Source organism: Neobacillus sp., assembly GCF_031988165.1.
GTDB classification, from domain to species: domain Bacteria; phylum Bacillota; class Bacilli; order Bacillales; family Cytobacillaceae; genus Neobacillus; species Neobacillus rhizosphaerae.
In genome coordinates this window covers 1-25,948 of record NZ_DALZYO010000005.1, presented here as the reverse complement: position 1 = coordinate 25,948, position 25,948 = coordinate 1, and the positions used below count along the sequence as shown (strand labels likewise).

23 protein-coding genes are annotated in these 25,948 nt (G+C 39.2%); 2 read left to right on the top strand and 21 right to left on the bottom strand.

What is annotated here, in order from left to right:
* Window positions 1-2 precede the first annotated feature (2 nt).
* The 5 genes from RTR43_RS04005 to RTR43_RS03985 form a co-directional block, all read right to left on the bottom strand.
* On the bottom strand, window positions 3-752 hold the full coding sequence (locus tag RTR43_RS04005) for an ABC transporter permease (protein ID WP_312469841.1): 750 nt from the start codon (window positions 750-752) through the stop codon (window positions 3-5).
* Window positions 753-1,514: an ABC transporter ATP-binding protein gene (locus RTR43_RS04000; protein WP_312469840.1), complete on the bottom strand. Its 762-nt coding sequence runs from the start codon at window positions 1,512-1,514 to the stop codon at window positions 753-755. It abuts the gene before it with no gap.
* A 171-nt stretch (window positions 1,515-1,685) separates the two neighbouring features.
* Window positions 1,686-2,027 carry a DUF1048 domain-containing protein gene (locus RTR43_RS03995; protein WP_312469839.1) on the bottom strand — a complete coding sequence of 114 codons (342 nt, stop codon included), beginning with the start codon at window positions 2,025-2,027 and terminating at the stop codon, window positions 1,686-1,688.
* 71 nt (window positions 2,028-2,098) lie between these two features.
* Window positions 2,099-2,419 (bottom strand): PadR family transcriptional regulator, encoded by a 321-nt coding sequence (locus RTR43_RS03990; protein ID WP_312469837.1) that lies wholly within the window; start codon window positions 2,417-2,419, stop codon window positions 2,099-2,101.
* A gap of 514 nt (window positions 2,420-2,933) precedes the next feature.
* A complete protein-coding gene (locus tag RTR43_RS03985; RefSeq protein ID WP_312469836.1) occupies window positions 2,934-3,296 on the bottom strand; it encodes a hypothetical protein in 363 nt (120 codons plus the stop codon).
* A 492-nt stretch (window positions 3,297-3,788) separates the two neighbouring features.
* Here RTR43_RS03985 and RTR43_RS03980 point away from each other — a divergent pair, with 492 nt between their 5' ends.
* Window positions 3,789-4,271, top strand: coding sequence for an HXXEE domain-containing protein (locus tag RTR43_RS03980; RefSeq protein ID WP_312470025.1), 483 nt, complete (start codon window positions 3,789-3,791; stop codon window positions 4,269-4,271).
* A gap of 192 nt (window positions 4,272-4,463) precedes the next feature.
* On the opposite strand, the gene RTR43_RS03975 is transcribed toward RTR43_RS03980, so the two are convergent.
* The 11 genes from RTR43_RS03975 to RTR43_RS03925 form a co-directional block, all read right to left on the bottom strand.
* Window positions 4,464-4,724 (bottom strand): hypothetical protein, encoded by a 261-nt coding sequence (locus RTR43_RS03975; RefSeq protein ID WP_312469835.1) that lies wholly within the window; start codon window positions 4,722-4,724, stop codon window positions 4,464-4,466.
* 128 nt (window positions 4,725-4,852) lie between these two features.
* Window positions 4,853-5,203, bottom strand: a complete 351-nt coding sequence (locus tag RTR43_RS03970; RefSeq protein ID WP_312469834.1) for a hypothetical protein — start codon at window positions 5,201-5,203, stop codon at window positions 4,853-4,855.
* A 94-nt stretch (window positions 5,204-5,297) separates the two neighbouring features.
* Complete coding sequence (locus RTR43_RS03965; RefSeq protein ID WP_312469833.1) at window positions 5,298-5,831, bottom strand: GNAT family N-acetyltransferase; 534 nt, start codon at window positions 5,829-5,831, stop codon at window positions 5,298-5,300.
* Window positions 5,832-6,128: 297 nt separating this feature from the next.
* A complete protein-coding gene (locus RTR43_RS03960) occupies window positions 6,129-6,644 on the bottom strand; it encodes an AAA family ATPase (RefSeq protein WP_312469832.1) in 516 nt (171 codons plus the stop codon).
* 205 nt (window positions 6,645-6,849) lie between these two features.
* Window positions 6,850-7,956: an o-succinylbenzoate synthase gene (menC, locus tag RTR43_RS03955; RefSeq protein ID WP_312469831.1), complete on the bottom strand. Its 1,107-nt coding sequence runs from the start codon at window positions 7,954-7,956 to the stop codon at window positions 6,850-6,852.
* On the bottom strand, window positions 7,937-9,439 hold the full coding sequence (locus tag RTR43_RS03950) for an o-succinylbenzoate--CoA ligase (protein ID WP_312469830.1): 1,503 nt from the start codon (window positions 9,437-9,439) through the stop codon (window positions 7,937-7,939). Before RTR43_RS03950 ends, menC begins: the two co-directional genes overlap by 20 nt.
* A gap of 123 nt (window positions 9,440-9,562) precedes the next feature.
* A complete protein-coding gene (gene tnpB / locus RTR43_RS03945; protein ID WP_312469829.1) occupies window positions 9,563-10,714 on the bottom strand; it encodes an IS200/IS605 family element RNA-guided endonuclease TnpB in 1,152 nt (383 codons plus the stop codon).
* Between the two features lie 174 nt (window positions 10,715-10,888).
* Complete coding sequence (gene menB / locus RTR43_RS03940; RefSeq protein WP_312469827.1) at window positions 10,889-11,707, bottom strand: 1,4-dihydroxy-2-naphthoyl-CoA synthase; 819 nt, start codon at window positions 11,705-11,707, stop codon at window positions 10,889-10,891.
* A gap of 18 nt (window positions 11,708-11,725) precedes the next feature.
* Window positions 11,726-12,535: a 2-succinyl-6-hydroxy-2,4-cyclohexadiene-1-carboxylate synthase gene (menH, locus tag RTR43_RS03935; RefSeq protein WP_312469825.1), complete on the bottom strand. Its 810-nt coding sequence runs from the start codon at window positions 12,533-12,535 to the stop codon at window positions 11,726-11,728.
* On the bottom strand, window positions 12,535-14,283 hold the full coding sequence (gene menD, locus RTR43_RS03930) for a 2-succinyl-5-enolpyruvyl-6-hydroxy-3-cyclohexene-1-carboxylic-acid synthase (RefSeq protein ID WP_312469824.1): 1,749 nt from the start codon (window positions 14,281-14,283) through the stop codon (window positions 12,535-12,537). The genes menH and menD overlap by 1 nt, the downstream gene beginning before the upstream one ends.
* 1 nt (window position 14,284) lies before the next feature.
* On the bottom strand, window positions 14,285-15,685 hold the full coding sequence (locus tag RTR43_RS03925; RefSeq protein ID WP_312469822.1) for an isochorismate synthase: 1,401 nt from the start codon (window positions 15,683-15,685) through the stop codon (window positions 14,285-14,287).
* Window positions 15,686-16,105: 420 nt separating this feature from the next.
* Between RTR43_RS03925 and RTR43_RS03920 the strand changes: the two genes are divergently transcribed.
* The gene (locus RTR43_RS03920) at window positions 16,106-17,041 is read left to right on the top strand and encodes a 1,4-dihydroxy-2-naphthoate polyprenyltransferase (protein ID WP_312469820.1); all 936 of its coding nucleotides are present in this window, start codon (window positions 16,106-16,108) and stop codon (window positions 17,039-17,041) included.
* 40 nt (window positions 17,042-17,081) lie between these two features.
* Here the strand turns inward: RTR43_RS03920 and RTR43_RS03915 are convergent, their stop codons facing one another.
* The 5 genes from RTR43_RS03915 to glgB all read right to left on the bottom strand — a co-directional run bounded on the left by RTR43_RS03915 (window position 17,082) and on the right by glgB (window position 25,051).
* The gene (locus tag RTR43_RS03915) at window positions 17,082-19,475 is read right to left on the bottom strand and encodes a glycogen/starch/alpha-glucan phosphorylase (RefSeq protein ID WP_312469818.1); all 2,394 of its coding nucleotides are present in this window, start codon (window positions 19,473-19,475) and stop codon (window positions 17,082-17,084) included.
* Window positions 19,465-20,916: a glycogen synthase GlgA gene (gene glgA / locus RTR43_RS03910; protein ID WP_312469817.1), complete on the bottom strand. Its 1,452-nt coding sequence runs from the start codon at window positions 20,914-20,916 to the stop codon at window positions 19,465-19,467. Before glgA ends, RTR43_RS03915 begins: the two co-directional genes overlap by 11 nt.
* A complete protein-coding gene (locus RTR43_RS03905) occupies window positions 20,913-21,944 on the bottom strand; it encodes a GlgC family sugar phosphate nucleotidyltransferase (RefSeq protein WP_312469816.1) in 1,032 nt (343 codons plus the stop codon). The genes glgA and RTR43_RS03905 overlap by 4 nt, the downstream gene beginning before the upstream one ends.
* A 70-nt stretch (window positions 21,945-22,014) precedes the next feature.
* Window positions 22,015-23,160, bottom strand: a complete 1,146-nt coding sequence (locus RTR43_RS03900) for a glucose-1-phosphate adenylyltransferase (protein WP_312469814.1) — start codon at window positions 23,158-23,160, stop codon at window positions 22,015-22,017.
* Entirely contained in the window at window positions 23,102-25,051 is a 1,950-nt protein-coding gene (gene glgB / locus RTR43_RS03895) for a 1,4-alpha-glucan branching protein GlgB (RefSeq protein WP_312469813.1), read from the bottom strand. Before glgB ends, RTR43_RS03900 begins: the two co-directional genes overlap by 59 nt.
* Window positions 25,052-25,948 lie beyond the last annotated feature (897 nt).

The window sequence follows — 25,948 nt, the reverse complement described above, 5'->3', positions numbered from 1 at the left end:
ACTTACCCTAACTGGCGTTTAAATTGTTTACTGGCGAAGAAGTAGGCGATGACCATGATGCCGACGCACCAGGCAAGCGCGATCCAGATACCGTTGCCAACAGACCCTTCATACAAGAGGGCACGAATCGTATTCACGATTGAAGTCACGGGCTGGTTCTCAGCGAACGCACGGACAATTTTAGGCATGGTTTCGGTAGGGACAAAGGCCGAACTGATAAACGGCAGGAAAATCAGCGGGTACGAGTAGGCTGTCGCCCCTTCCATAGACTTCGCTTTCAATCCGGGAATGATCGCCAGCCATGTCAGTGCCAGCGTAAACAGCCCAAGTATCCCAGCTACTGCAAGCCAATCCAGAATATCAGCGTTGGAACGGAAGCCCATTAAGAGCGCGACAAGGATAACCACCACGACAGTAAGCGCATTGGAAACAAGCGAGGTAAACACGTGAGCCCACAATACCGACGAGCGCTTGATTGGCATGGTAATGAAACGCGCCATCAGCCCGCTCTTTACATCGGTAAACAGCCTTAGTGAAGTGTAAGCGACGCCGGATGCGATAGCCATCAGCAAGATTCCCGGCAATAAATAATTGACGTAGTTGTCCGTGCCTGTCTTTATGGCTCCGCCAAATACGTAGACAAACAGCAGCATCATCATAATCGGCGTAATCGCCACCGTGATAATCGTATCCGGGCTGCGCAAGATGTTGCGCATTAAACGCCCTAGTAATACCCATGTTTTGCTTTTCATTTACATCTCCTCCTTTTTGCCGATGATCGCGAGGAAAATTTCCTCCAATGTCGGCTGCTTCTCGATGTACTCCACTTTCGCTGGCGGGAACATCTCTTTGAGTTCGGTAAGAGTACCGGTCGTGATGATTTTTCCGCCATGCAGGATGGCGATACGGTCCGCCAGTTGTTCGGCTTCCTCCAGGTACTGGGTCGTCAGCAAGATGGTCGTGCCACCGCCAGCAAGCTCCTTGACGGTATCCCAGACTTCAATTCGCGCTTCGGGATCAAGCCCTGTCGTCGGTTCGTCAAGAAAAATGACTGCTGGCGTCCCGATCAGGCTCATGGCGATGTCAAGCCGGCGCTTCATACCGCCGGAATATTTGTCCGCCCGGCGGTTGGCCGCATCGGTCAGGCTGAATCTTGCAAGCAGATTGTCGGCGACTTGAGCGGGATTGGAAACTCCCCGCAACTTGGCGATCATCAACAGGTTTTCCCGCCCAGTGTGCATGCCGTCTAAAGCTGCAAACTGCCCTGTCAGGCTGATGCTCTGGCGAACATGATCCGGTTGACGCTGGACGTCGAAGCCGCAAATTCCTACTTCGCCGTCATCGGGCTTCATAAGCGTCGAGAGGATGTTGACCGTCGTCGTCTTGCCCGCTCCATTTGAGCCCAACAGTGCGAAAATTTCGCCACGCTGCACCTCAAAATCTACCCCCTTTAAGACTTCCTTGTCTTTAAAGGATTTTTTTAACCCTTTTACAAAAATCGCTGCATTGTTCATACTTTTTTCCTCCTTATAAAATGCGCCTTGCGGAGCTAGATTTCCTACACTCTCCTATTTAGTCTGACTGATAATCTGTATAACTTAGTACCAAGTTAAAAAAATAACTGAATAACGAAGGTGGCAATTCACATTTGTAACCAGCTATTCAGTCGGCATTATCTATTGGATTTATTTTTTTCCCAATCGCTTCATGATACTCTGATTCAAATCTTCACGATACTTGGCGACATAGGTTTTAGCGTTTGCCACTAGTTCGTCGGCAAAGGACGCCACGTCGTCCCCAGTGATTTCAAGCACTTGTCTGCCTTCCGCCGCACCGGCTTCGAACAACTCGATTAATTCATACTGCATGTGCAGCATATCCATCCCATTGCCCGCTGCGAACTTCCACATATAGTTTTGAATTTGCTTAAATACAAACTGGAAGTCCTCTGGCAGGGCTTCAACCCGTGCCATCATCATCTTGTATTCCTTTTTATCACCAATCATTTTTTTGAACAAATCCATCATGTTATTTTTCCTCCTTTTTTATAAAGCTGAACAAGACACTCCAAAAATATCGGACGTAATATCTTATGACGCTAGATTGACTTCAAGACGTTGATTTTTGAGGATACAAAATCCCATTTTTTCCAAAACAATTCAAGTTCCTGGCGGCCAGCCTCATTAAGTGAGTAAAACTTGCGTGGCGGCCCCATATCTGACGGTTTCTTTTCTAAGTTCACCAGTTTTTTCTTTTCTAATCGCACGAGGATGGTGTAGACCGTCCCTTCCACGACTTCGGTAAACCCAAGCTCGTTCAGGCGGCGGGTAATCTCGTAGCCATAGGTTTCATGGCGGCTGATGATTTCCAACACGCAGCCTTCCAGCGAACCCTTCAGCATTTCAGTTAAATTTTCCATGTTCAGAGCCACCTCTATTTTGTCTGACTTATATTCAGTATTACTTAGTACTAAGGTAAATTTTTACATAATAGCTGTTGAAAAATCACACTATTAAGTATTACTTAATACAAGTACATTGTAACACTGAGTAGCAGGGGTGTCAACCATTTTTCTTAAAAATATTTCGATACCAATATTAACGGCTATGCAACACCTTCACAAATTGATACGGTATCTATTTCGTTTAAAGGAAATAAATAGTACAAAGGTTTGGAAAAATACTCATATGTCTTGAAAATCACCTTAATTCCTTCATCCAGAAATGGAAAAATTTTTGGAACTGACACTTTATACTTTGCGGTCTAACCATCTAGTCAAAAAATAAAGAATCTTCCTAAAGAATATCCACCAGTTGAATTGATTAAGTACGGAAACAGTAAGACTCCCCAAAATACAAAATGAGATCGAGAACACTTAATGTGTTCTTTCTTTTAAACCATATTGAACGCCCCCGTTAGCTGAACAAGATTTTTTAGTTCACCTTTCCACATTGTATAAGACTTTCTTTTTCAGAAATACCTTTTTGTATTGTAACCTTATTGATTTTAACACCCTTTTCTGGAGTATCAGTCAATGTAATATGTATTCTATCATAGGGAACATCTCCATGATGACCGTCATAATTTAACGCACTTGCATAAACAATATGTCTGCGAGTATTACCTTCTATTCTTTCGATTTTATCAATTTTTGGACACAGGATAAAATCTGAATAGGTTTGGTCGAGATAAGAATGGTATCTTGTATATAAAGTTTCTTCAAGTAATTCATTTTTGGGAACTCCATACCAACCTACCAAAAGTAATCCAACAAATACTATGACTATTTTTCTCACTAACTATTACCACCTCTGGACTATTATCCCTGATTAATAATTTTCTTATTCCACTAAACTCCCGTTACTTGAATAAGGAAAAAGCGACCCTTCTCTATAGAAGAATCGCACCCGTTACTTCAATAAGGATTCAGGCACTATTGCCCCCCACCAGTGTATCTATTATCTCCCATCATATAGTTTGAACTGTCACCAGGCTTAGCATTTGGATTGGTTGGAATATGAGGGTAATAAAACACCCCCTTTAACTTACATTATATTCCATAAAGTGATTTCTAGCCATTTAAAATTTAATCTAATTCAAGTGACCTGCCCGTTGAATAAGGAGCTTTTTCAATTGCACTTTCAATATATAACTACATAATTAAAGATTGGTATAATAGTTATAAAATTTCATATTTTAAACTGAGTCTAAATATGAATGAAAGAGGTAGAAGTATGGATCAATGGATAAATGTTCAAACTCTTATTTGGTTGTTTCCTATTTAATTTATTTTTCATGACTTCGAAGAAATTATTATGGTTGAAAATTGGCTAAATAAGAATAGGCGTGAAGTTTATAAAAGATTACCCCAAAAATTAGCTGATCGAGTAGTTAAACAATTTTCCATGTCCACTGCACAATTTGCTTTTGCAGTATTAATTATATTTTTAGTTGTTAGCAGTTCTACAATTATGGCCAACCAATACTTAGCTCACGGAGCATTTGCTAATATCTATCTTTTTACAGCAGTAACATTAACTTTTTTCATCCATGCATTTACCCATATTGGACAAGCAATATTTTTCCGTTCCATAACTCCAGGAGCGATAACGTCGTTAATAATCATACTTCCATACAGTTTAGTGTTATATAAGGCTTTGTTAGTAAATGAAGTCATAACGTGGAAGATTATTATTATAAGTCTACCATTTGGTTTTCTTATAATTCCCCTTGTTTTATTTACTCATTGGTTAGGGAAAAGAGTTATATAAAATATATTATAAAGTGAATTAATTCTTAAAAGTCACCTTAGAGTGGCTTTTTAATTTAGAAAAAATAGACCATCGAGTTGATGGTCATATTTAACTAAAGCACCCCGTTAGAGCTCAATAAGAAAAACCGCCTAAATAGCAGCTTAGTTCTTGAACTCTTAACCCCATTCGTTCAAACAATCATTCCTTTTTCTAAAGTGGTTCAAACCCCTTTTCTATTAACATGTAATAATAATAGCCCCAATAGCCATTGTCATAACCGACTTTTACAAATTTGTCATTCCAAATAAAAAGAACTTCTAAACGGTCTTCTTGCTCATCCCATTTAATTTCGACAATATTCTCCTTAGCAAGTATCTTCTTTCCTTCCTCATCCATACTGGATAAATGAACTTTGTATGCTTCCTGGAATAACTCTTTTTGTTTATTTGTTAGCTTATCGTAACCCTTCAATTAACATACTCCTCCAATTAACATACTCCTTCACCAAAATAATCTCTTCCTTTGTTATCCTGCCTGTTACTTCAATAAGCAAAACTGCATCCCTTGTTGAAGGAATGCACCCGTTACTTGAATAAAATTTATTGTTCTAACGCATCCCTTTTCTTTGCTAATATCATAAAAAGAAAACTAATTAAATAAATAATATTGGTCACTCCAAACAAAGCAAAAATTCCAGGTGTACCGATTAAATATAAACTGATTGGTAATGACCACAAAAATGCGATTAACATTAATAATTTTTTTGGTTTTATAGAAGCTATAATTGCTAAACAAGCAGGAAGAACCAACATTAAAAATGTAGTTATCATCGGTTCAGTTTCTTTTAGGTTTGAATAAGGATTATAGAAGTTAAATACAATCCATAAAATTATGCTGGAAACCCCTCCTACTACCCCTAAAAATTTTGATGTATTTCTAATTTTAATCACCCCTTGTTTTTAAACTATCCTGCCATTTAGTTTAAGAAAAAATGCGTTTCAACTTTATGTAGAAACACATTCGCAGAAAAAAGACAAATTAATGCTAAACTAATTTATACATAAGAATATCATCCACATATTCATTATCATCAAATTTAAATTCATTAATTTTACGTCCCTCTTCAATAAACCCCATCTTTTTATATAAAGATATTGCCCTATGATTTGTTGAAAAAACTGCTAAACTTACTTTCTCAATTAAAGGATTTTTTTCTGCCCATTCTAATAAAACTTGTAGCAGCATTTTCCCAATCCCTTGTCCTCTATAATTGTTTTTGATTAACATTCCAATAGAACCTGTATGTGACATTCGTTTTCTATTTTGGGTACTTTCAAATACAATCCACCCAACAACCTCACCATCTTTTTCAGCTACAATAATTGTTTCATTTTCATTTTCTAATATGCACTGTATCCATTCTCTCTGTTGGTTTGGAGCTTTAGTAAACTCTTCAGGATAAGCAATTAGATATTCACCTTCGCAAACTACTGATCTTTGTATGTCTAAAGTTACTTCTGCATCTTCTATTTTTCCAGTACGAACAATATATCTCCCACTAACGTTTAAAATTGACAATTAGATCCCTCCTCATTAAATATTATATTTATATTCTACTCCCCATTGTAATATCCTTCTTCAACTCCCGTTAGCATACCTTCCTAAAAAATGGCTTTAGCCTTCGTTCTGCCGACTCCACCTGGCTTCATACCCCATAACCTGTCAGTTATGACGCATACAGGAGTACTGGCGGAATGGTTTCGAGAAACATGGTTCTGTCATTTCCATTCTCCGTTATAAAGTTAAAGTTTATTAGTGAAACTTCCTGCATTTCACACCTAAAGCGCTTATCGCAGAACTTGTCGAGCGTACCCATTAGTTGAAGTAATTCTCAATACATTTTTTATTAGTTACAACTAATAACTTGTCATTATATACCCCGAATTTGTTAAAGAAATTAGGCTTGCCCACTTTTTCAAAATGTCTATTCCATTTAAACATTTTAAAGAATATTTCTGTTGTGGGTTTGTAATGTGACTTTTCTACTCCAAGTTGTTGTAACACAAACCTCTTTATTATTCGATAGGTTCTTATTGAATATTTTGTATCTAAGAAAATAATCAATTCTGCATTTTGAAAACTATTAGTAACCCATTCCTCATTATGAACTCCCTCTATAATCCAAGTTTTAGAATGAATAATAGAATTCAAATAATCTTCTCTTTCTTCATCGGTTCTTCTTATATCCCCAGATTGAAACCTTTTCCAAACAACATTATCTAATTCATAAAAAGGGACATTTAACTTTGAGGATAACTCTTTTGCTAACGTCGTCTTTCCACTTCCAACGGAACCAATAATATGTATTCTTTTAGGAATTTCCTTTTTCAAATTAGACCACCCTCGTCCCCAATTAATGCCTATGTAAATTTATTCTATATAGCTAAAGAAATTTCCTTTTACTTCTTAAACTAGTTACAATAAAAAAAACACATGAAATTCCTTTTGTGAAATGTCATGTGTTTTCCCTTGTGATTTTAATGTTTGCACCTCTGAAGTAAACCTATTGATATTATTGGCCTGGTTTATTTTTTTATTAAAAAGCAAAGATACTTTTTGATAATAGTATTTCTCTCAGCCTATTTTCGTTTATACTAAAGCCAATTCCTGGACTTGACGGTACAGTAATAAACCCATTTTCAACGATTACTTCAGGTGAAATAATGTCTTTCTCCCAAAATCGCTCAGAAGCGGAAATATCTCCGGGAATGGAAAACCCAGGCAGTGATGCCAGTGCAATATTATGGGCACGAGAAATGCCAAATTCAATCATTCCTCCACACCAGACAGGAATTCCCCTTTCATGGCAGTAATCGTGAATACGCTTCGCTTCAAAAATACCACCTACTCTGCCCACTTTAATATTGATTACCTTGCAGCTTCCCTGCTCAATCGCCTTTCTCGCATCAGCAAAGGTGACGATGCTTTCGTCCAAACAAATAGGTGTCCGAATTTTTTTTTGAAGTAAAGCATGCTCGATAATATCATCATGTGCAAGTGGCTGCTCAATCATCAATAGATTAAAGTCATCTAAAGCTTTTAAACGGTCTATGTCGTTTAATGAATAAGCCGAATTGGCATCAGCCATGATCGGCAAGTCAGGATAATGCCGACGAATTTCTGCAAGAAAAGAATAATCCTGATTTGGATGAATTTTTACTTTGATACGCTGATAGCCAGCTTCAAGATATTGCTCAATTTGCTGCAACGCTTTTGCTGTTGAATCGGTAGCTACCACCACACCTGAAGCAATGGTAGCTCGTGTACCGCCAATTGTTTTGGCAAGCGACTTTGAATCGCCTTTGGCATATAAATCCCATAAGGCCGTTTCTAAGGCTGCCTTCGCCATATTGTTTCTTCTAATCGAACTGAAAAGGTGTGAAGCTTCCTTAGGGTGTTTAATTGGATGCTTCTTCAGAAGTGGAATTAAAAAGTCCGTTAACATATGTAAACTGGTTGCAACCGTTTCTTCCGTATACCACGGCGTTGAAAAGGCCACACCCTCACCATACCCAGAAAGTCCATCTGAATTAGTTACCTTTACGATAATTCCCTCACGGTCTTTCACAGCTCCTAGATACGTTAGAAATGGAGACTTTAAGGGCATTTGAATCACATAAAGTTCAACTAATGCTATCTTCATTTTCGGACACCCACTCTCGCAATTTTCTTCGCAACAGTTTTTTGGCCGCATTTCTTGGCAGTTTTTCAAGAAAATAAAAGGTTTTCGGCACTTTATATTTGGCAAGCCTATCAAGGCAAAATGGTTGAAGCTCGTCCACTGTAACATCCATGCCTTGTCTTTTTACAATAAAGGCCATCGGCACTTGCCCCCATTTAACATCATCGATGCCGGTTACACCTACATCCGCAACAGCAGGATGGGCTAATAAAACCGCTTCGATTTCAGCAGGATAGATGTTTTCTCCACCTGAAATAATTAAATCAGAACGACGATCAATGACATACAAAAAGCCTTCTTCATCCAGATAGCCGATATCTCCCGTATAAAACCAGCCATCACTGTATTTTTCTTTCATCACTTCCGGGCGATATAAATAGCCTGGTGTAACATTCGCTCCTTTTACAGCAATTTCACCAGCTTCACCAGCATCGGCAGGACTGCCATTATCCTTGACAATCTTAAGCTGCGCCGGGAACAAAGGCTTACCGGCTGATCCAAGCTTTGTTAGGCTGTATTCCGGTGAAAGTGTCACAATTTGTGAAGAGGATTCTGTCATCCCATACGTTTGAAATACAGGAATTTCCTTTGCCACACATGCTTGTAGTAATGGTAGCGGCGCGGGGCCTCCACCTAGCAGCATACAGCGGAAATGGTCCGGTAACCGTCTGACCTCCAGTTGTTCAACAATTCGTGTTAACATTGTTCCAACCACTGACATAATGGTAACCTTTTTTTCATGAATATCTTCTATTGTTCGTTCCACATTAAAGTTTTCATGAAGGACAATCGGCATGCCATAGATGACACTGCGCATTAGAATGGAGAAACCGCTAATGTGGAAAAGTGGAACAGCACATAACCAACAATCGCTCTCCATAAAACCCAAATTTAATGCCGAGCCAACAGAGCTCCACCAATGGTTTCCAAATGTTTGTATGACACCTTTTGGGTTCCCGGTTGTTCCAGAGGTATACATGATAGTACAGATGTCTGAAAGACTGATTTCGTCTTCAATGTCTGGAACAACAGGTTCTATTCGAAAAAGAAGTTCTTTCGTAATCGTTTTCATACTGGCAATTTTTCGGTTGATTTCAAGGTCAATTTCTACAAAAGAATCTTCAAGAATAAGAAATGATGCTTTTGAATCATTTAATTGCCAAACTAGTTCGGCAGAGGTTAAACGATTATTTAACATCACAGCCTTAACCCCTAATAGCTGGAGAGCAAATAATATCACCACGGTATCAAGATGATTTTTCAGTAATACCCCCACATATTGGTCTTTTTGGACTCCAAGGGCCTGTAGCTGACCTCCTACTTCAAGTGAACGATGATAAAGCTCATTACATGTTAATGACTGTTCCTGAAAATATACTGCTTTTCTTTCGGGAGTGAGAAAAGCTCGCTTCTTTAAAAAATTAGGCATTGTCTCGTTTAGCATATTGGCACCTTCTCTTTTATTTGAACTACTCGGCACTAAAGTACCGAGATTCCTACGTACAGGGTTCTATTGAACCCTAATTGAGTAGGCTAACCCCGTGGTTCCCACGGTTGGCTTACATGTTTAAGCAGAGAGAAGTCTTTTACCTTCTACAAGAAGGTTCGTACTAGCGTTTTTGTCACGGTCATGGTGGACTCCACAGGAAGGACAGTCCCATTCCCGTAAGTTAAGATTCTTCACATCTTTATTGCGGTACCCGCAACAGGAACATAATTGACTGCTCGGAAAGGTCTTTCCCACTACTGCCAATGTTTTTCCGTACCATTTAGCCTTGTACGCTATCATGGAGCGGAATTGAACCCATGACACTTCGCTAATAGCCTTGGCTAAACGATGGTTCTTCTTCATGTTGGCTACCTGTAAATCCTCCATTACTATAAGGTCGTGGTTTTTGACAATATAGGTGGAGATTTTATCCAAGTGGTCCTTACGTGTATTGGCGATTTTTTCGTGGATTCGAGCGACTTTCATTCGTTGCTTATGCCAATTTGAACCCCCAATAGTTCGCCTTGAGAGAGTACGTTGTTCTTGTATGAGTTTTTGTTCCATTTTCCGAAGGAAGTGAGGGTTTTTAAATACCTCTCCATTGGAGAGGATAGCAAAATCCTTTAAACCCATATCGATACCGACCTCGCGGTTGGTTTTGGGGAGGGGGTGAATCTCCACTTCTGTACAGATAGAGACAAAGTATTTACCACTTGGGTTCCTTCTAATCGTGGCAGATAGGATTTTTCCTTCCACTTCACGACTTTTGGCAAATTGAACCAACCCGAGTTTCGGGAGTTTAATATGATTGCCTACCACGGCAATGTTACCGTTCGTGTGTTTTGTGGTGTAAGATTGAATGTTATTTTTCTTACTCTTAAATCGTGGAACATCGTTTTGCTTTTTATAGTAGCGGGTGTAAGCGTCACTCACGTTTTCTACCGCTTTTTGTAAGGAAATGCTATCTACTTCTTTTAAGAAAGGATAATATTTCTTTAGTTCCCGTACCGCTTTGACAGACTCATACTTATTGAAAAATCCGCCTTTCCATTCGTTAGATGGTAACTGACCGTTTTGCTTCATTTCTTCAACAATATACCAGTATGCGTCTTTTTCTTTTTGCTTCCCAAGGAAAAAATTATATACAAACCGTGTACAACCAAGGGTTTTATGGATAAGAGTGGCTTGTTCTTTAGTGGGATACAAACGAAATTTATAGGCTTTGTTCATTCGATAACACCCCCTAATCATTCGCAACGTTTATGGTATCATCATATCACCGAACATGAGTTCTGGAAAGAAAAAAGCCGATTCATCCCACGGCTAAAGTCACGGGTGTTCACGGCTTATTCATAAAAACAGCCTGATGGATACCGCCATCAAGCTGCTGTGATAAACTGTTGATCAAGGAAAACGCGGAAATTGACCGAAATCTGGCTTACGCTTTTCCTTAAAGGAATCACGGCCTTCTTTTGCCTCGTCAGTTGTATAGTAAAGTAATGTCGCATCACCAGCGAATTGCTGAAGACCAGCTAAACCGTCTGTATCAGCATTCATGGCTGCTTTCAAGAAACGCAGAGCAGTAGGACTTTTCTCAAGGATTTCTTCACACCATTGTATCGTTTCCTCTTCTACTTTCTCAAGAGGAACAACCGTGTTAATTAAGCCCATATCAAGTGCTTCCTGTGCATTGTATTGGCGGCATAAGAACCAAATTTCACGTGCCTTTTTATGACCAACAATCCTTGCTAGGTAGCCTGAGCCATACCCGGCATCAAAGCTTCCCACATTCGGACCTGTTTGTCCAAAAACGGCATTATCAGCAGCAATCGTTAAATCACAAACGATATGAAGAACGTGGCCGCCTCCAATTGCATAACCCTTAACCATCGCAATAACCGGCTTAGGAATAACGCGAATTAAGCGTTGAAGATCAAGAACATTTAAACGTGGGATTTGGTCCTCCCCAACATAACCGCCATGTCCTCTTACTTTTTGGTCTCCACCTGAACAAAATGCTTTATCTCCGGCACCTGTTAATACAATAACACCAACACTGGCATCATCACGTGCACAAGCAAAAGCGTCAATCAATTCACTAACGGTTCTCGGTGTAAAGGCATTATGTACATGAGGGCGATTAATTGTGATTTTAGCGATTCCGTTATATGTTTCATATAAAATTTCTTCATACTTGCCTGCTGCAACCCATTCTACTGTCAAAATGAAATCCTCCTTTATTTATGTATTCAAAAAGTCACTTACTATTGTACCAAACTTTTCAGGTTCTTCCACATGAATTGCATGGCCACTGTTTTCAAACATAATCCAAGTACCGTTTTTTAAATCCTTCATCATTCCTTCAGCAATCCTACAGAACTTACCATCTTCGCCACCCGTCAGCAATAATATCTCACATTCCAGTTGCCTAATAGGGGGACCCCACCAGGATGGTTGTGAACCCGTTCCCATACCAAGCAAACTATTGGCGAGACCCTCCGGTGAATTGTGTAAACGCTGAGCTCTGATTTTTTCCTTTGTAACTGAAGGAAGACGTTTCATGGTTGAGAATAGCGGAAGTTCCTCCCAGTAATCAACAAACGACTTGATTCCTTGTTCCTTAATTAACTTTGCCAGTTCTGCATCCTTCATGCGGCGGAACTCTCTCTCTTCCTCCGTTGAAAGACCAGGTGAAGTACTTTCTAAGACAAGTTTTCGGATCCTGTCCGGAAACAAGACGGCAAAGGTTAGCGCAAGCCTACCTCCCATGGAGTAACCAAGCAAATCTATTTGTTTCACGCCCAATTCATCTAGAATACCTTTTAAATCATGGGCAGCAGATTCTATTTGATAACGTTGAATTTCTTCGGAGGATTTCGTCATACCATGTCCAATGATGTCTGGGACAATTAATTTCGAGTGTTGCCCCCAGTCATGACAAAACGATGTCCACGTCGATGAATCCCCGGTAAATCCATGCAACAGTAAAAGCGGAAACCCTTCACCGCAAACTTCGACATGATAGTGAATCCCGTCAATCAACACATTCATTACTGAGCCCCTTTGACAAAAATTGATATTTCCTGGGAAACTGACTGCCAAAATTCGCGGTGTTGGTCTCGATTACTGTCTCTTTTTGTCACAACCTCAAAAACATTGATTCCTGTATTTTCAATCGTGTTCTTCATTTCCTTGTCTAGGTGGTCCCAATCCTTTATTTTTGTGAATTTTCCGGTAAACATCCGAACGGCGTGTTCAAATTCAATGTCTAAAGGCGTACCAAACAAAAGTTCAAAGTTTTTAGGGTGTTCAGATTGTGGCAGAAAAGAAAAAATCCCACCGCCATTATTGTTTACAAGAATGATATTGATATCAATATTATACAGCTTCGCTGCAATGAGTCCGTTTAAATCATGGAAGAAGGTTAGGTCGCCAAGGACAAGATACAAGGATTTCGAATATAATGCAGCTCCTATCGCTGTTGAAACCGTCCCATCAATACCATTGGCCCCCCTGTTCGCCATTACCTTAATAGATTTATCATTATTGAGAAAGAAACTATCCAAATCACGAATTGGCATACTATTCCCAACAAATAAGGTAGCTCCTTCAGGCAGCATATCAGCTAATTGGTAAAATAGTTTACCTTCACTTAATGCAGTTAAGTCCTTAATAGGAGCCATATTTTCTTTTGTAAGCCTATTAACCTTTTTCCAATACTGCATATATCCTGATGAAGATTTGGTTTCTAGAAAGGTTACCAGTTTTTCGCAAAAAATCGTTTCGTTACAGAATAGCATGTTCGTTGATAATGCTGCTGGATCACGCCAGCCTCCGCCGCCATCTATCACAATTTGCTCTACGGCGTGATTTTCTTTTAAGAAAATCGATAACGCTTTCGAGATGGGCATAGCTCCGAATCGTAAAACGACATCTGGTTTCAGGAAGGTTTTGGCGTCTTCATTCCTTAAGAAGGTATCATAGGTTTCTATCACATTTTCCAGACTGTGTTTGCCACTTCTCAGTTGTGATAACGGATCAGCCAAAATCGGAAAGTTTAAGACCTTTGAAAGCTGAGTTACGGCCTCAGCAAATTGATTGTCAGCCATGTTTCCACAAACAATTATCCCTCTTTCTTTCCCCATTACGATTTCAGCCATTTCTTGAAAATGTTCATGATCAATGGTTAAATCCCCGTTTTGGACCTTTACATATCCTTTTTGCCTTTCCGCCAGCTGGAAAAGCGCATCATCCAGTTTCGGAATCAGCGGTTCCCGAAAGGGGAAATTCAAATGGACTGGTCCTGAAGGGGCCTGTGTCGCAATCGCTGCTGCCCGTGCGCATACTGTCCGTGCATAGCGAATTATTTCCATATTTTCCTCGGGTAAAGCCATTTCTGCAAACCACTTCACATGCTTCCCATATAAATGGATTTGATCAATCGCCTGAGGTGCACCCACTTCTCTTAGTTCATGTGGTCGGTCTGCGGTTAATACCACCAGCGGAACCCGAGAATAATGTGCCTCGACAATCGCCGGAAAATAGTTCGCTGCAGCCGAACCTGAGGTACAAAGGATGGCAACTGGCCTGTTTGAGGCCTTAGCCATTCCTAAGGCAAAAAAAGCAGCAGAACGTTCATCTACATGAATATGGACATTTAACTGAGGGTGTTCGGCCATCACCATTGCCATCGGAGTAGATCTCGAACCTGGGCTTACGACAACATCGGTAATCCCTGAAGAAAATAGTTCTGCCACAAAGGCTGCAATATAGGCTGTTAATGATTCCTGATGATTCATGTTATTTTCCCCCAAGAGCTCGAAGCATTGGTGTAAACTTCAAACTCGTCTCTAAATATTCACTTTCTGCTTCCGAATCGGCAACGACACCACAGCCGGCAAACAGCGATGCTTCCTCCCCCTGCAAGAGCCCTGAACGAATCGAAACTGCAAATTCACCATTCCGTTGATAATCCACCCAGCCTAATGGGGCTGCATAAAAACCGCGGTCAAGTGCTTCTACCTGTCTGATTTTTTCCACGGCTGCATTCTTTGGCAGCCCACCAAGTGCCGGTGTCGGATGTAGTCTTTCAACTAGTTGCAGCAGAGAAGTATCTTTGTAGCATTTACCGATGACAGGAGTATACAGATGCTGAATATCCCGTATCTTCATAAGCTGTGGTTTATCGGGAAGGATTAATTCTTCGCATGATTCTTCTAGTGCTTCCTTAATCATTTCCACAACATACCTATGTTCAATAAGATTCTTCTGGTCATTTAATAATTTCTCGCCTAAAAGCCTGTCTTCCTGTTCGGTCTCTCCTCGAGAAATCGAACCGGCAAGGCAGGTTGAAAAGATTTCGTTTCCACTCTTTTTCACAAGTCTTTCAGGCGACGCTCCAATAAAACAATCCCCATTTGATTCAAAGGCAAAAATGAAGCTTTCATGTTGTTGATTGTATAAACGATTAAGTACATTCTCAGCCCCAACCTGATCGTCAAAAATGAGCCTAAGCTCACGTGCAAGAACTACCTTCTTTAATAGACCGTTTGTTAATTCCTTCACAACTTCATCAACGGATTCCTTCCATTGATCAGGAGAAATCTCGATGGTTTCTAAAAGCGATGCCGTATTGTTCTGATGAGAACTTTTTATAGAATGCAAAATCAGATTTCTTTCTTCGATGATCTTACTAAATAAAGACAAATCATCATGAGGGGTACAGACGGTATTTGTTGTTAAATAGGTCTGCCCTTTAATAATGCTTAATAAATATTTAGGTATATGGAATAAAGAATCGGCATATTTGGACCAGAGCTCTGTTTTTTCTTTTAATGGATCAAAGGAAAATCCTCCGAACATGACAGGGCCAACGGCGATATCCGTATAAGTATTAAAAATGAGACTATTCTTTAAAAAGTCCTCCCACTCTTTTTCAACATGAAAAAAGCGGTCAGTAGCCTGATCAGACTGAATTTGTTTAGAAATTCCCAGTCCAACAAGCACAATCTCGTCTGTTGGGTCTTTCCAAAAAAAACGTTCCCCACAATAGAGTTCTTTTCCTGCATTAAAAAATGCTAAAGGATTAACCGGGTCCATTTTATGAACTTCACTTACTAAAATTGGCCGGCCAAGTTCTTTCGCACGACTAACAGCCAAAAGACCCCTTTCCTTTATTTCAATTTCTTGAATGGTAACCAAACAAATCCCTCCAAAACAGCCGAAATGACTGTTATCCATTCATTTTAAGCTTAATACTGTCTAGCTCTAGAGCAAAGCGACTAATGTACTCTGTACTTCGCTAAACGGGCGCTTCCACTTTTCTAACCATACTATTCCCATTGTAATGAAGTCTATAATACTTGTCACTACCAATCCCTGATTCATTCCATATTATATATCAAAATTGTTACAATTAGGTTGAAAATGGCTTTTTCCCTATTTTCATTTTCCCGTTAACCATTTCCTGAAAATTATGTAGGTATTATCTTCTAATTTTGAAAGCAAAAATCAATTGACACTAATACGGGAATTCCATACACTTATGGTTGGGAATAGAAGCCATAATCTTATAAATGTAACCTTTATATAGAGAAAATTTTAAAAAAGGGAGAGAACAATATGCAGCCAAATTTACAGCACAGTTCGAAACCTGCTGTTAAATCAAACCGCGGCTTTCAAGTTTGGTGGCAAATGACCCGTCCTCACACACTGACTGCTGCGTTCGTACCGGTTTTACTTGGTACGGCATTAGCGCTTCGGAACGGGAAAATTCATTTCGGGCTATTTTTCGCTATGCTAATAGCCAGTTTATTAATTCAAGCGGCGACCAACATGTTTAATGAATACTTCGATTTCAAACGAGGCCTTGACACTGAACACTCCGTAGGGATTGGCGGGACAATTGTCCGTGACGGAATTAAGCCTAAGACCGTCCTTAATCTAGCGTTTGGCTTTTATGGTATTGCCTTATTATTAGGGGTTTATATTTGTATGTATAGCAGCTGGTGGCTAGCAGTTATTGGTCTTATTTGTATGGCTGTTGGATATTTTTATACAGGCGGTCCTTTTCCGATTGCCTATACACCATTGGGTGAAATTTTTTCCGGCTTCTTTATGGGAATGCTGATTATCTTAATTTCCTTTTTCATTCAAACCGGGACAGTTGATAGTACAAGTATCCTTGTTTCGGTTCCTAGTATGATTTTGGTTGGCATGATTATGTTATCCAATAACATCCGCGACCTTGATGGAGATAAAGAAAATGGCCGGAAAACGGTTGCGATTCTGTTAGGAAAAAAGAGAGCCATTCATTTACTAGCTGGGATGTTTACTTTCTCTTATTTATGGGTATTAGTCCTCATTATCAGCGGTGTGGCTCCGGTTTGGACAGCCATTGTAATCCTAAGTGCTCCAAAAGCCATTAAAGCCACAAAAGGGTTTATTGAACACACTTTGCCCATTCAAATGGCACCCGCAATGAAGGCAACTGCGCAAACCAATACGATTTTTGGGTTTCTCCTTGCAATTGGAATTTTCATTGGACATTTTGTCTAAGCAAAAAGGCTTCTGCCATTTAAGTGGCAGGAGCCTTTTCTTATTGAGGTTTAATCCCCCAAATATTATCCGCATATTCCTTAATCGTGCGGTCACTGGAAAAATATCCCGCATGGGCAATATTGTTTAAGCACATTTTTTGCCACTGTAATGAATCCTGAAACGTTTCACCTATTTTGCCCTGAATGTCTGCATAGGAGGCAAAATCCTTCAAGACAAAATATTGATCATTCTCCTCCAAAAGTGAATCAAAAATCGGTTCGAATTCATTATTTACCCCAGGAAAGAAACCATTTACAAGCTGATCCACAGCATGACGAATACGAAAATCATGATGATAGTATTCAACCGAGTGATATCCTCCATGCTGATAATAGTGAAGAACTTCCTCTGCCGTTAACCCAAAGGTAAAAATATTTTCATCCCCTACCAATTCATGAATTTCAATATTCGCACCATCTAATGTTCCTACTGTAAGGGCACCGTTTATCATAAATTTCATGTTCCCCGTTCCGGAAGCTTCTTTACTAGCCGTGGATATCTGTTCACTTACATCTGCTGCAGGAAAGATTTTTTCAGCAATCGAGACTCGATAGTTCTCAAGGAATATCACTTTTAGTTTATCATTGACTAATGGATCATTATTTATTTTTTCAGCAGCCGTGTTTATTAACTTGATAATTTTTTTGGCATAATAATAACCAGGAGACGCTTTGGCTCCAAAAATAAACACCCTTGGAACTAGAGAAAAACTTGAATCCTCTCTTATCCGATTATACAGGTGGATAATATGTAATATATTTAGTAGCTGACGTTTATAGGCATGAAGCCGTTTGACCTGTACATCAAAAATAGCTCCAGTATCTACAGCAACTCCCGTCTTATCGAAAATAATCTTAGCGAGGGTTTGCTTATTTTCCTGTTTAATTTTTAGTAACTGTTCCAAAAACGCAGGATTATCTTGATAATTCAGGAGCTGATTCAAGTTATTTGCCGAATGTGTCCAGTCAGGTCCAATCGTTTCCGTGATAAGGGAAGACAATGCTGGATTTGCTTTATATAGCCAGCGCCGGTGGGCGATACCATTAGTTTTATTGTTAAATTTCTCGGGAAACAACTGATAGAATTGCTTCATCTCCCGTTTCTTTAGAATTTCCGTATGCAACTTAGCGACACCATTCACGCTAAAGCTTCCGACGATGGCTAAATGAGCCATTTTCACGTAATCATCTGCAAGGATAGCGAGATTGGCAATCCGCGCCCAATTACCTGGAGTCTCTTCCCATAGCTCTTGGCAAAACCTCTCATTTATTTCTTCAACAATCAGATAAATTCTTGGAAGTAACGGACGAAATATACGAATCGGCCATTTCTCTAATGCCTCTGATAAGGTCGTATGATTGGTATAGGAAATAGTTTGTTTCGTAATCTGCCATGCCTGTTCCCATTCAAATCTCTCCTCATCAATAAGGATCCTCATTAACTCTGGAATCGCCAGGACAGGGTGGGTATCATTAATGTGAATACATATATGTTCATGGAGCTGATTCAGGCTTATGTGCTGTTTGCGATAGTTTTTTAAAACCGATTGTATACTTGCCGACACTAAAAAGTATTGTTGCTTTAGCCTTAATATCTTCCCCTCATCATGGGTATCATCCGGATATAAAAACTCAGAAATCGCTTCTGTTTCACGCTTATATCTTAAGATATCCACATGAATCGGAAATTGGGAAGGCTCTGCATTCCAAAGTCTTAACGTATTAACTGTTTTTGAATGAAAACCAAGTACTGGCATGTCGTGAGGTACAGCGGTAACGGTTTCGGCGTTCAGATGATGAAAGACGAGACGGCCGTCTTCCTGCTTTGCTTCCACCTTACCCCAAAACGGAACTTTCACCGCACAATCTGCTTTTCGAATTTCCCAAACATTCCCACTACGCAGCCATTGCTCTGGCAGTTCCACTTGATAACCATCAACAATCTTTTGTTCAAATAAGCCATGTTTATAACGAATGCCGTGGCCATGGCCAGGGAGATTTAACGTGGCAAGGGAATCTAAAAAACAAGCGGCTAATCTTCCTAGGCCGCCATTTCCTAAGCCTGCATCTGCTTCTAATTCCTCCAGCTCCGTCAAATCAATCCCAAGTTCCTTAAGGCCTTTCTGAACGGTTTCTTCAACCCCCAGATTGATTAAATTTTGCCTTAATAGTTTCCCTAATAAATATTCAATCGACAAGTAATACACTTGCTTTCCCTTTGATGCCAAATACTTTTCATTTGTTGTAATCCAGTCATGGCTCACAAATTCACGAATCATTTGACCCAAGGTTTGATACAAATCTTTTGGTGCACTTTCCGAAACACTCTTACCGGATAGCATCTCAAGTCTTTTTAGAAAGTTCCCCTTAAATTCAGCTGTACTAGAAAACATGGGTTTCACTCCTTGAGATGAGTTCTGCGTATAAGCGGTTATAGCTAAATGCTGACTGAACCCAGCTATAATCCATGTCCATTGCTTGTTTTATTATCGAGTCCCACGTATCGGGTTCATGATAAAACCTTATTGCTCTTTGAATGGTAGCGAGCATTTCATGAGCATTAAAGTTTCGAAAGGAAAAGCCATTTCCTTCACCAGTAAATTCGTTCCAGGACTCTACTGTGTCTTTTAAGCCGCCCGTCTCACGAACGATCGGAATTGCCCCGTATTTCATAGCAATCAACTGGGAAAGACCACATGGCTCAAACAGGGACGGCATTAAAAACATATCTGCAGCTGCATATAGCTTATGGGCAAGGTCCTCATTAAAACCGGTATGAACCTTTAATTTCTCTGGGTAGATGCGTGCAGCCTGCCTTAAGTGTTCTTCATATTCAAAATCGCCAGTCCCAAGTATGATTACCTGTAAATCCTCTTGCAAAATTTCACGGAGGACACATTTCACTAGATCGAGTCCTTTTTGCTTTGTCAGCCTCGAAATCATCACCAATAAAGGAGTACTCGAACTTTGCGGCAAGGAAAATCGTTTTTGAATTTCTCGTTTATTAATAGCCTTATTTTCTGGAATATCAGCAGTATAGGGTTGAAAAATCAATGGATCATCAGCTGGATTATAGAAGTCCACATCTATTCCATTTACTATTCCAACAATGTCCTCGTTTCTTTCTCTTAAGAGACCATCTAGTTTTTCTCCATAGACCACAGTTTGAATTTCTTCTCGATAGGTCGGGCTCACAGTCGTAATTTTATCAGCTGCAACAAGTGCTCCCTTCATAAAATTTACATTTCCGAAAAATTCCAAATGATCCGATGGAAAGGATTGATCATCCATCCCTAATAAATCTCCTATTACTTCTTGTGGGAAAATACCTTGGAATTGAAGGTTATGAATGGTAAACACCGTTCGCATTTGACCGTAGCCTTTTTTCTTATAATATTCCGTTCTTAACAGATAAGGTATCATCGCTGTATGCCAGTCATGGCAGTGCAGCACATCCGGAAAAAAGCCAAGCTGTGCCACTGCTTCTAAGACGGCTCGGTTAAAATAAGCAAATCTTTCTCCGTCATCAAAATAGCCGTATAAATGGTCTCGTTTAAAGTAGTATTCATTGTCGACAAAATAAAAAGTTACTCCCTGATGTGTAAGCTCCTCAATCCCACAGTATTGATTTCTCCAACCGACCGGAACGGAAAATTCTCTGAGTTTCTTCATTTCTTTCTTATAATTATCAGAAATGGTTCCGTATTTAGGGAGAATAACCCTGACATCTGTTCCTAAGCTTGTTAATTCTTTTGGAAGGGAACCGGCAACATCGGCAAGTCCGCCCGATTTTGCAAATGGCCCCGATTCTGAAACAGCAAATAATACTTTCACGAGTTCATCAACGCTCCTTGCTTTGTCCCCTTACGAATTACATAAGGTGAACGAGTTGTTCCGGTTAAATGGGTTCCTGCGTCCACTTTTACATCTTTATCTAAAATAACTGAATCTAAATAACAATTATCTTCAATATGACACTTTTGCATAATAATACAGTTTTTAATGACGGCTCCTTTTCCAATCTTTACGCCACGGGAAACGATGCTATTTTCCACCGTCCCGCCAATTAAGCAGCCATTCGCAATCATCACATTTTTTACATATGACCCTTTTATATATTTGGTTGGTGGCTCATCCTTTACCTTTGTAATAATCGGCTGTTCTTTAATAAATAATTGCTTCCAAATATCGGATTGGAGCAAATTCATACTAGTAGAAAAGTAGTTTTCGATTGAATCTATCATTACGGCATAACCGTTATATTCATAGTGGCAGATGTTGTAAAAATGGTGAAGGTTATTCACGATATCCTTCATACATGTATACCCTGTTTCATTTCTTGTTTCGATCAATTTTATTAGCAGGGAAGTTTTAATTAAGTACATTTCCATTGAGCCGCCATCCTGATGGTGGATTTCGGTGATATCACAGCCAGACTGACGATGCCAATCTAGAATTGGTCTGAAGTCCATATTAAAAATCGTATAACAATTTGAAATGATTGAATACTCCTGGGTACTGCGGTAAAAAAAGTCTATATTACCAGCAAAATGTTCAAATGAACCAATTCTATTACCATCGCTATCTACTATTGGTGATGGAAAAAAGAATAGACCATCGCGCTTGCGGTTTAAATCCCAATTTTTCCCTGACCCAAGATGATCCATTAACGAACGATACTGCATTTTTGGAAAAATCGCTACACTGCGAATCCCTGAGTTCACCATGTTTGACAAGACAAAATCAATAATCCGGTACCGGCCTGCAAAAGGCAGTGCAGCTAGTGAACGATGTGTTAATAAATCTTCCAGATCATCGTGATAGGTTGTGGCATCGATGACGCCTAAAAGCTTTCTTTTCACTCCTAATTCCCCTCCTTTTTTTTACTAAAATAGCTTGGAGCGTTACCCCTTGAGGCTCCTGATCTAATATTTAAAAAGCAGAATATAGTCCACTTAACATTTCCTCTGTAACTAGAATAATTTCATCATCAAAAGAACGGATCACAGTCCCGTCCGGTATCTTTACATCAAATGGGACAATCGCCCTTTCAATTAAACAATTATTGCCTATGATAGCATCTGGCATGATGACAGACTCTTTGATGATGGTTCCCTTACCAACCGTTACGCCTTGAAATAATACAGATTTATCGATATGCCCTTCGATGGTACATCCCTCATTTATCAGTGACTCCTTTACAATTGCATCAGAAGAAATATATTGTGGCGGCTGATTCGGGTTGACTGAGTAAATTCTCCAGTCCTGATTAAACAAATCTAAATCGCATTCCTCTTTTAATAAATCCATGTTCGCTTCCCATAGACTTTGAACCGTCCCTACATCCTTCCAATACCCTTTAAACGGATAAGCAAACAACTTCTTATTCTCCTCAAGTAACAATGGAATGACATCTTTCCCAAAATCATGGCTTGAATCAGGATTTCGGTCGTCCCTTTCTAAATATTCCTTAAGTATATTCCAGCTAAAAATATAAATACCCATCGATGCAAGATTATTTTTCGGATTGCTAGGCTTCTCTTCAAATTCTACAATTCTCATATCATCTTTCGTATTCATAATGCCAAACCGGCTCGCTTCATCCCAAGGAACCTCGATTAAGGAAATGGTGACATCTGCTCTTTTTTCAATATGAAATTCGAGCATACTCTCGTAATTCATTTTGTAGATATGGTCGCCAGACAAGATCAATACATATTCAGGCTGGTATTGTTTAAGATAATTTAGGTTTTGATAAATAGCGCTAGCCGTCCCTGTATACCACTTAACTTCAGACGACTCACTATAAGGGGGTAAAACAGTAACCCCTCCATCCTTGCGGTCAAGATCCCAGGCACTGCCAATTCCAATATATGAGTTTAATAACAGCGGTTGGTATTGGGTAAGAACTCCTACCGTATCAATGCCCGAATTGGCGCAATTGCTCAATGTAAAATCAATAATTCGGTATTTCCCCCCGAACGGGACTGCAGGCTTCGCAAGATCCTTTGTCAGCGAATTAAGTCTGCTTCCTTTCCCCCCTGCTAAAACACAAGCTACGCATTTTTTCTTTACCATTTCCTTTTCTCTCCTTTCGCTTTTTAACCGGTCGTATGATTTGAAAGCCAAACGGGGGAATCATTAAATCTATTGAAAATGGCTGGCTATGGAATGGCTCTTCTAATGCGATCATAGTCTTTTTATTTATCAATCCAGTTCCACCGTATTCGTCCTGATCACTATTTAGTATTTCTCGGTATTCACCGGGATTAGGGACACCAATCTTATATCTTGGGTAACTAATACCAGTAAAGTTGCAAACAATAATTAAATAATCCTCTTGTCTTTTCCCTTTTCGAATAAAGGAGAATATCGATTGATCACGGTTGTTCACATCAATCCATTCAAAACCATCCTGCAAATGATCCAATTCATAAAGTGCTTTCGAACGTTTATAAAGCTTTGTTAATACTATTACATATGAATTTAAATTTTGATGCATGTCATATTCCATTAAGTTCCAATCTAATTGTTCTTTATCCTTCCATTCGGAAAACTGACCAAATTCAAAGCCCATAAACAATAGTTTCTTTCCTGGATGAGCAAAGATATAGCCTAGTAAAAGCCTTAGCTGGGCGAATTTTTCCCAATACTCTCCCGGCATTTTATCTAGCAGCGACTTTTTCCCATGGACCACTTCATCATGCGAAAATGGAAGCATAAAGTTTTCTAAAAAAGCATATAAAAGTGAAAAAGTAACTTTTGAATGGACTTTTGAGCGTGAATAAGGTGGTGTTTCCATGTATTCAAGCATGTCATTCATCCAACCCATATTCCATTTATAGTCAAATCCAAGACCCCCGTAACGGACGGGTGTTGTTACCATAGGAAAATCGGTTGAATCCTCGCCAATCATTAAGAAGTGTGGATCATTTTCGTGGACTACCTTGTTTAACTTTTTCAAAAAGTTAATTCCAAATAGATTTTCGCGCTTGTTTTCTGGTGAATTCGGCCAATAAATAATATTGGCAACGGCATCTACCCGAAAGCCATCAATATGGTAATAATCCATCCAAAAGAGGGCGTTTGAGATTAGAAAGCTTTGTACCTCTCCCTTTCCAAGGTCGAAGTTAGCAGTGCCCCATACGACATTCTCTCTGTCACCCTCATTACGATAAGAATAAATATGTGTTCCATCAAACCGGTATAATCCATGTGCATCCTTGCAAAAATGCCCTGGAACCCAATCAAGTATGATACCTATCCCATGTTGATGACACTGATCAATAAAATATCTAAGCTCATCTGGTGTTCCGTACCTTGATGTTATTGAATAATAACCTGTACCTTGGTATCCCCACGAATCGTCGAGCGGGTGCTCGACAAGCGGCAATAATTCTATATGGGTAAAGCCATGCTCCATTATATATGGAATAAGCTCCGAGGCCAGTTCTTTATAGCTAAGAAAATCACCATTTGCTTTCTTTTTCCAGGAACCCAGATGCACTTCATAAATAACTGCAGGTTCTGATAGGAAGTTCTTTTTCCCTTTTCGATTCATCCAATGTTCGTCCTGCCACTCATATTTGGCGAACGAATAAATAATCGAAGCAGTATTTGGCCGTAATTCTGAATAAAAGGCAAATGGATCTGCTTTCAGAAACCTTTCTCCAGTTTGTGAGATAATTTCATACTTATAAAGGCTTCCTTCCAGTTCTTGATTTACAACAATAATCCAAACTCCTTCATCATTAACCTTCTGCAGTTCATATCCTTCACCATTCCAGTTATTAAAATCTCCTGTTAGCCTTACCTTGCTGGCATTAGGGGCCCATACGCAAAATCGTGTATAAACTTTGTCGGAATTCTTAAAGATATGAGCGCCAAAAAGCTGATGACTGTGAAAAAAGTTTCCCTCATGAAATAGGTGCAGCTGATAATCAGTCGGAAATATTGTGTTCACTTTCATGGCTCTCCTCATCCTCAATGAAAATATGTATTTCAAAGACCAATTATAAGTGCAAATGTATGATAATCCTCAAAATACTTTTTTATCTTTTCTGACAACAACTGATTTATCTGGATATAAAGAGGGATTCTTCATCACTTTCCAGCACAAGACGACAAAATATCTTACATTAATCTACAGAAACCTATAAAGTTTTTTATTAATTTTAATAAAAATTCACGGAAAAAAATTATTTGTTTTTTAATAATTAAATAATCTGAAATCTGTCTGCAAAGGGGATTTGTAAGCGGTAACAATATTTCTACAACAGAGGAAGATGGATTTATATTATATCGATATAATTATTTATTTTGGATTTGGGTCGGTTTTCAATCATTATGACCATCTCGGTCATATAAATATCTGAGAGGTAACCGTATTCCCAGCTCCACCGCCTTTTCGGGCTTTAGGTAATTTAAAATATCACCATCAAACATTACCAAGACCTTTTTAAAAGGCTGATTTCGCCAATACTGTTGCTTTTCTTACTAATTTTGCTTAATTCCTTTGATTAGGATGAAAAATTTGATTCGCTTCATGATTTTACATGCTAATTCAACCAATTTTTCTCTAAAAGGTCTTGCTATATTCAGCTTATCAGCAAATTTAAATGGTTTATCAGCGTTTTAGGTACTTTTATCAGCGACTTTTATGATATATCAGCGACTTTGTTACTTTTATCAGCGACTCGAAGGGTAAGGTCAGATCATCCTTAATTTTAATAAAAGCAACAATCTATGAAATATGAGACTTTAAAAAAGAACACAAAAAAACTGATGACTAGTTATCATCAGTTTTTTTGTATGACCCCTACGGGATTCGAACCCGTGTTACCGCCGTGAAAGGGCGGTGTCTTAA

Coding starts and splice junctions, on each gene's coding strand:
- RTR43_RS04005 (WP_312469841.1), bottom strand. CDS start 752: ATGAAAAGCAAAACATGGGTATTACTAGGGCGTTTAATGCGCAACATC.
- RTR43_RS04000 (WP_312469840.1), bottom strand. CDS start 1,514: ATGAACAATGCAGCGATTTTTGTAAAAGGGTTAAAAAAATCCTTTAAA.
- RTR43_RS03995 (WP_312469839.1), bottom strand. CDS start 2,027: ATGATGGATTTGTTCAAAAAAATGATTGGTGATAAAAAGGAATACAAG.
- RTR43_RS03990 (WP_312469837.1), bottom strand. CDS start 2,419: ATGGAAAATTTAACTGAAATGCTGAAGGGTTCGCTGGAAGGCTGCGTG.
- menC (WP_312469831.1), bottom strand. CDS start 7,956: ATGAAGATAGCATTAGTTGAACTTTATGTGATTCAAATGCCCTTAAAG.
- RTR43_RS03950 (WP_312469830.1), bottom strand. CDS start 9,439: ATGCTAAACGAGACAATGCCTAATTTTTTAAAGAAGCGAGCTTTTCTC.
- tnpB (WP_312469829.1), bottom strand. CDS start 10,714: ATGAACAAAGCCTATAAATTTCGTTTGTATCCCACTAAAGAACAAGCC.
- menH (WP_312469825.1), bottom strand. CDS start 12,535: ATGAATGTGTTGATTGACGGGATTCACTATCATGTCGAAGTTTGCGGT.
- menD (WP_312469824.1), bottom strand. CDS start 14,283: ATGAATCATCAGGAATCATTAACAGCCTATATTGCAGCCTTTGTGGCA.
- RTR43_RS03920 (WP_312469820.1), top strand. CDS start 16,106: ATGCAGCCAAATTTACAGCACAGTTCGAAACCTGCTGTTAAATCAAAC.
- RTR43_RS03915 (WP_312469818.1), bottom strand. CDS start 19,475: ATGTTTTCTAGTACAGCTGAATTTAAGGGGAACTTTCTAAAAAGACTT.
- RTR43_RS03900 (WP_312469814.1), bottom strand. CDS start 23,160: ATGGTAAAGAAAAAATGCGTAGCTTGTGTTTTAGCAGGGGGGAAAGGA.
- glgB (WP_312469813.1), bottom strand. CDS start 25,051: ATGAAAGTGAACACAATATTTCCGACTGATTATCAGCTGCACCTATTT.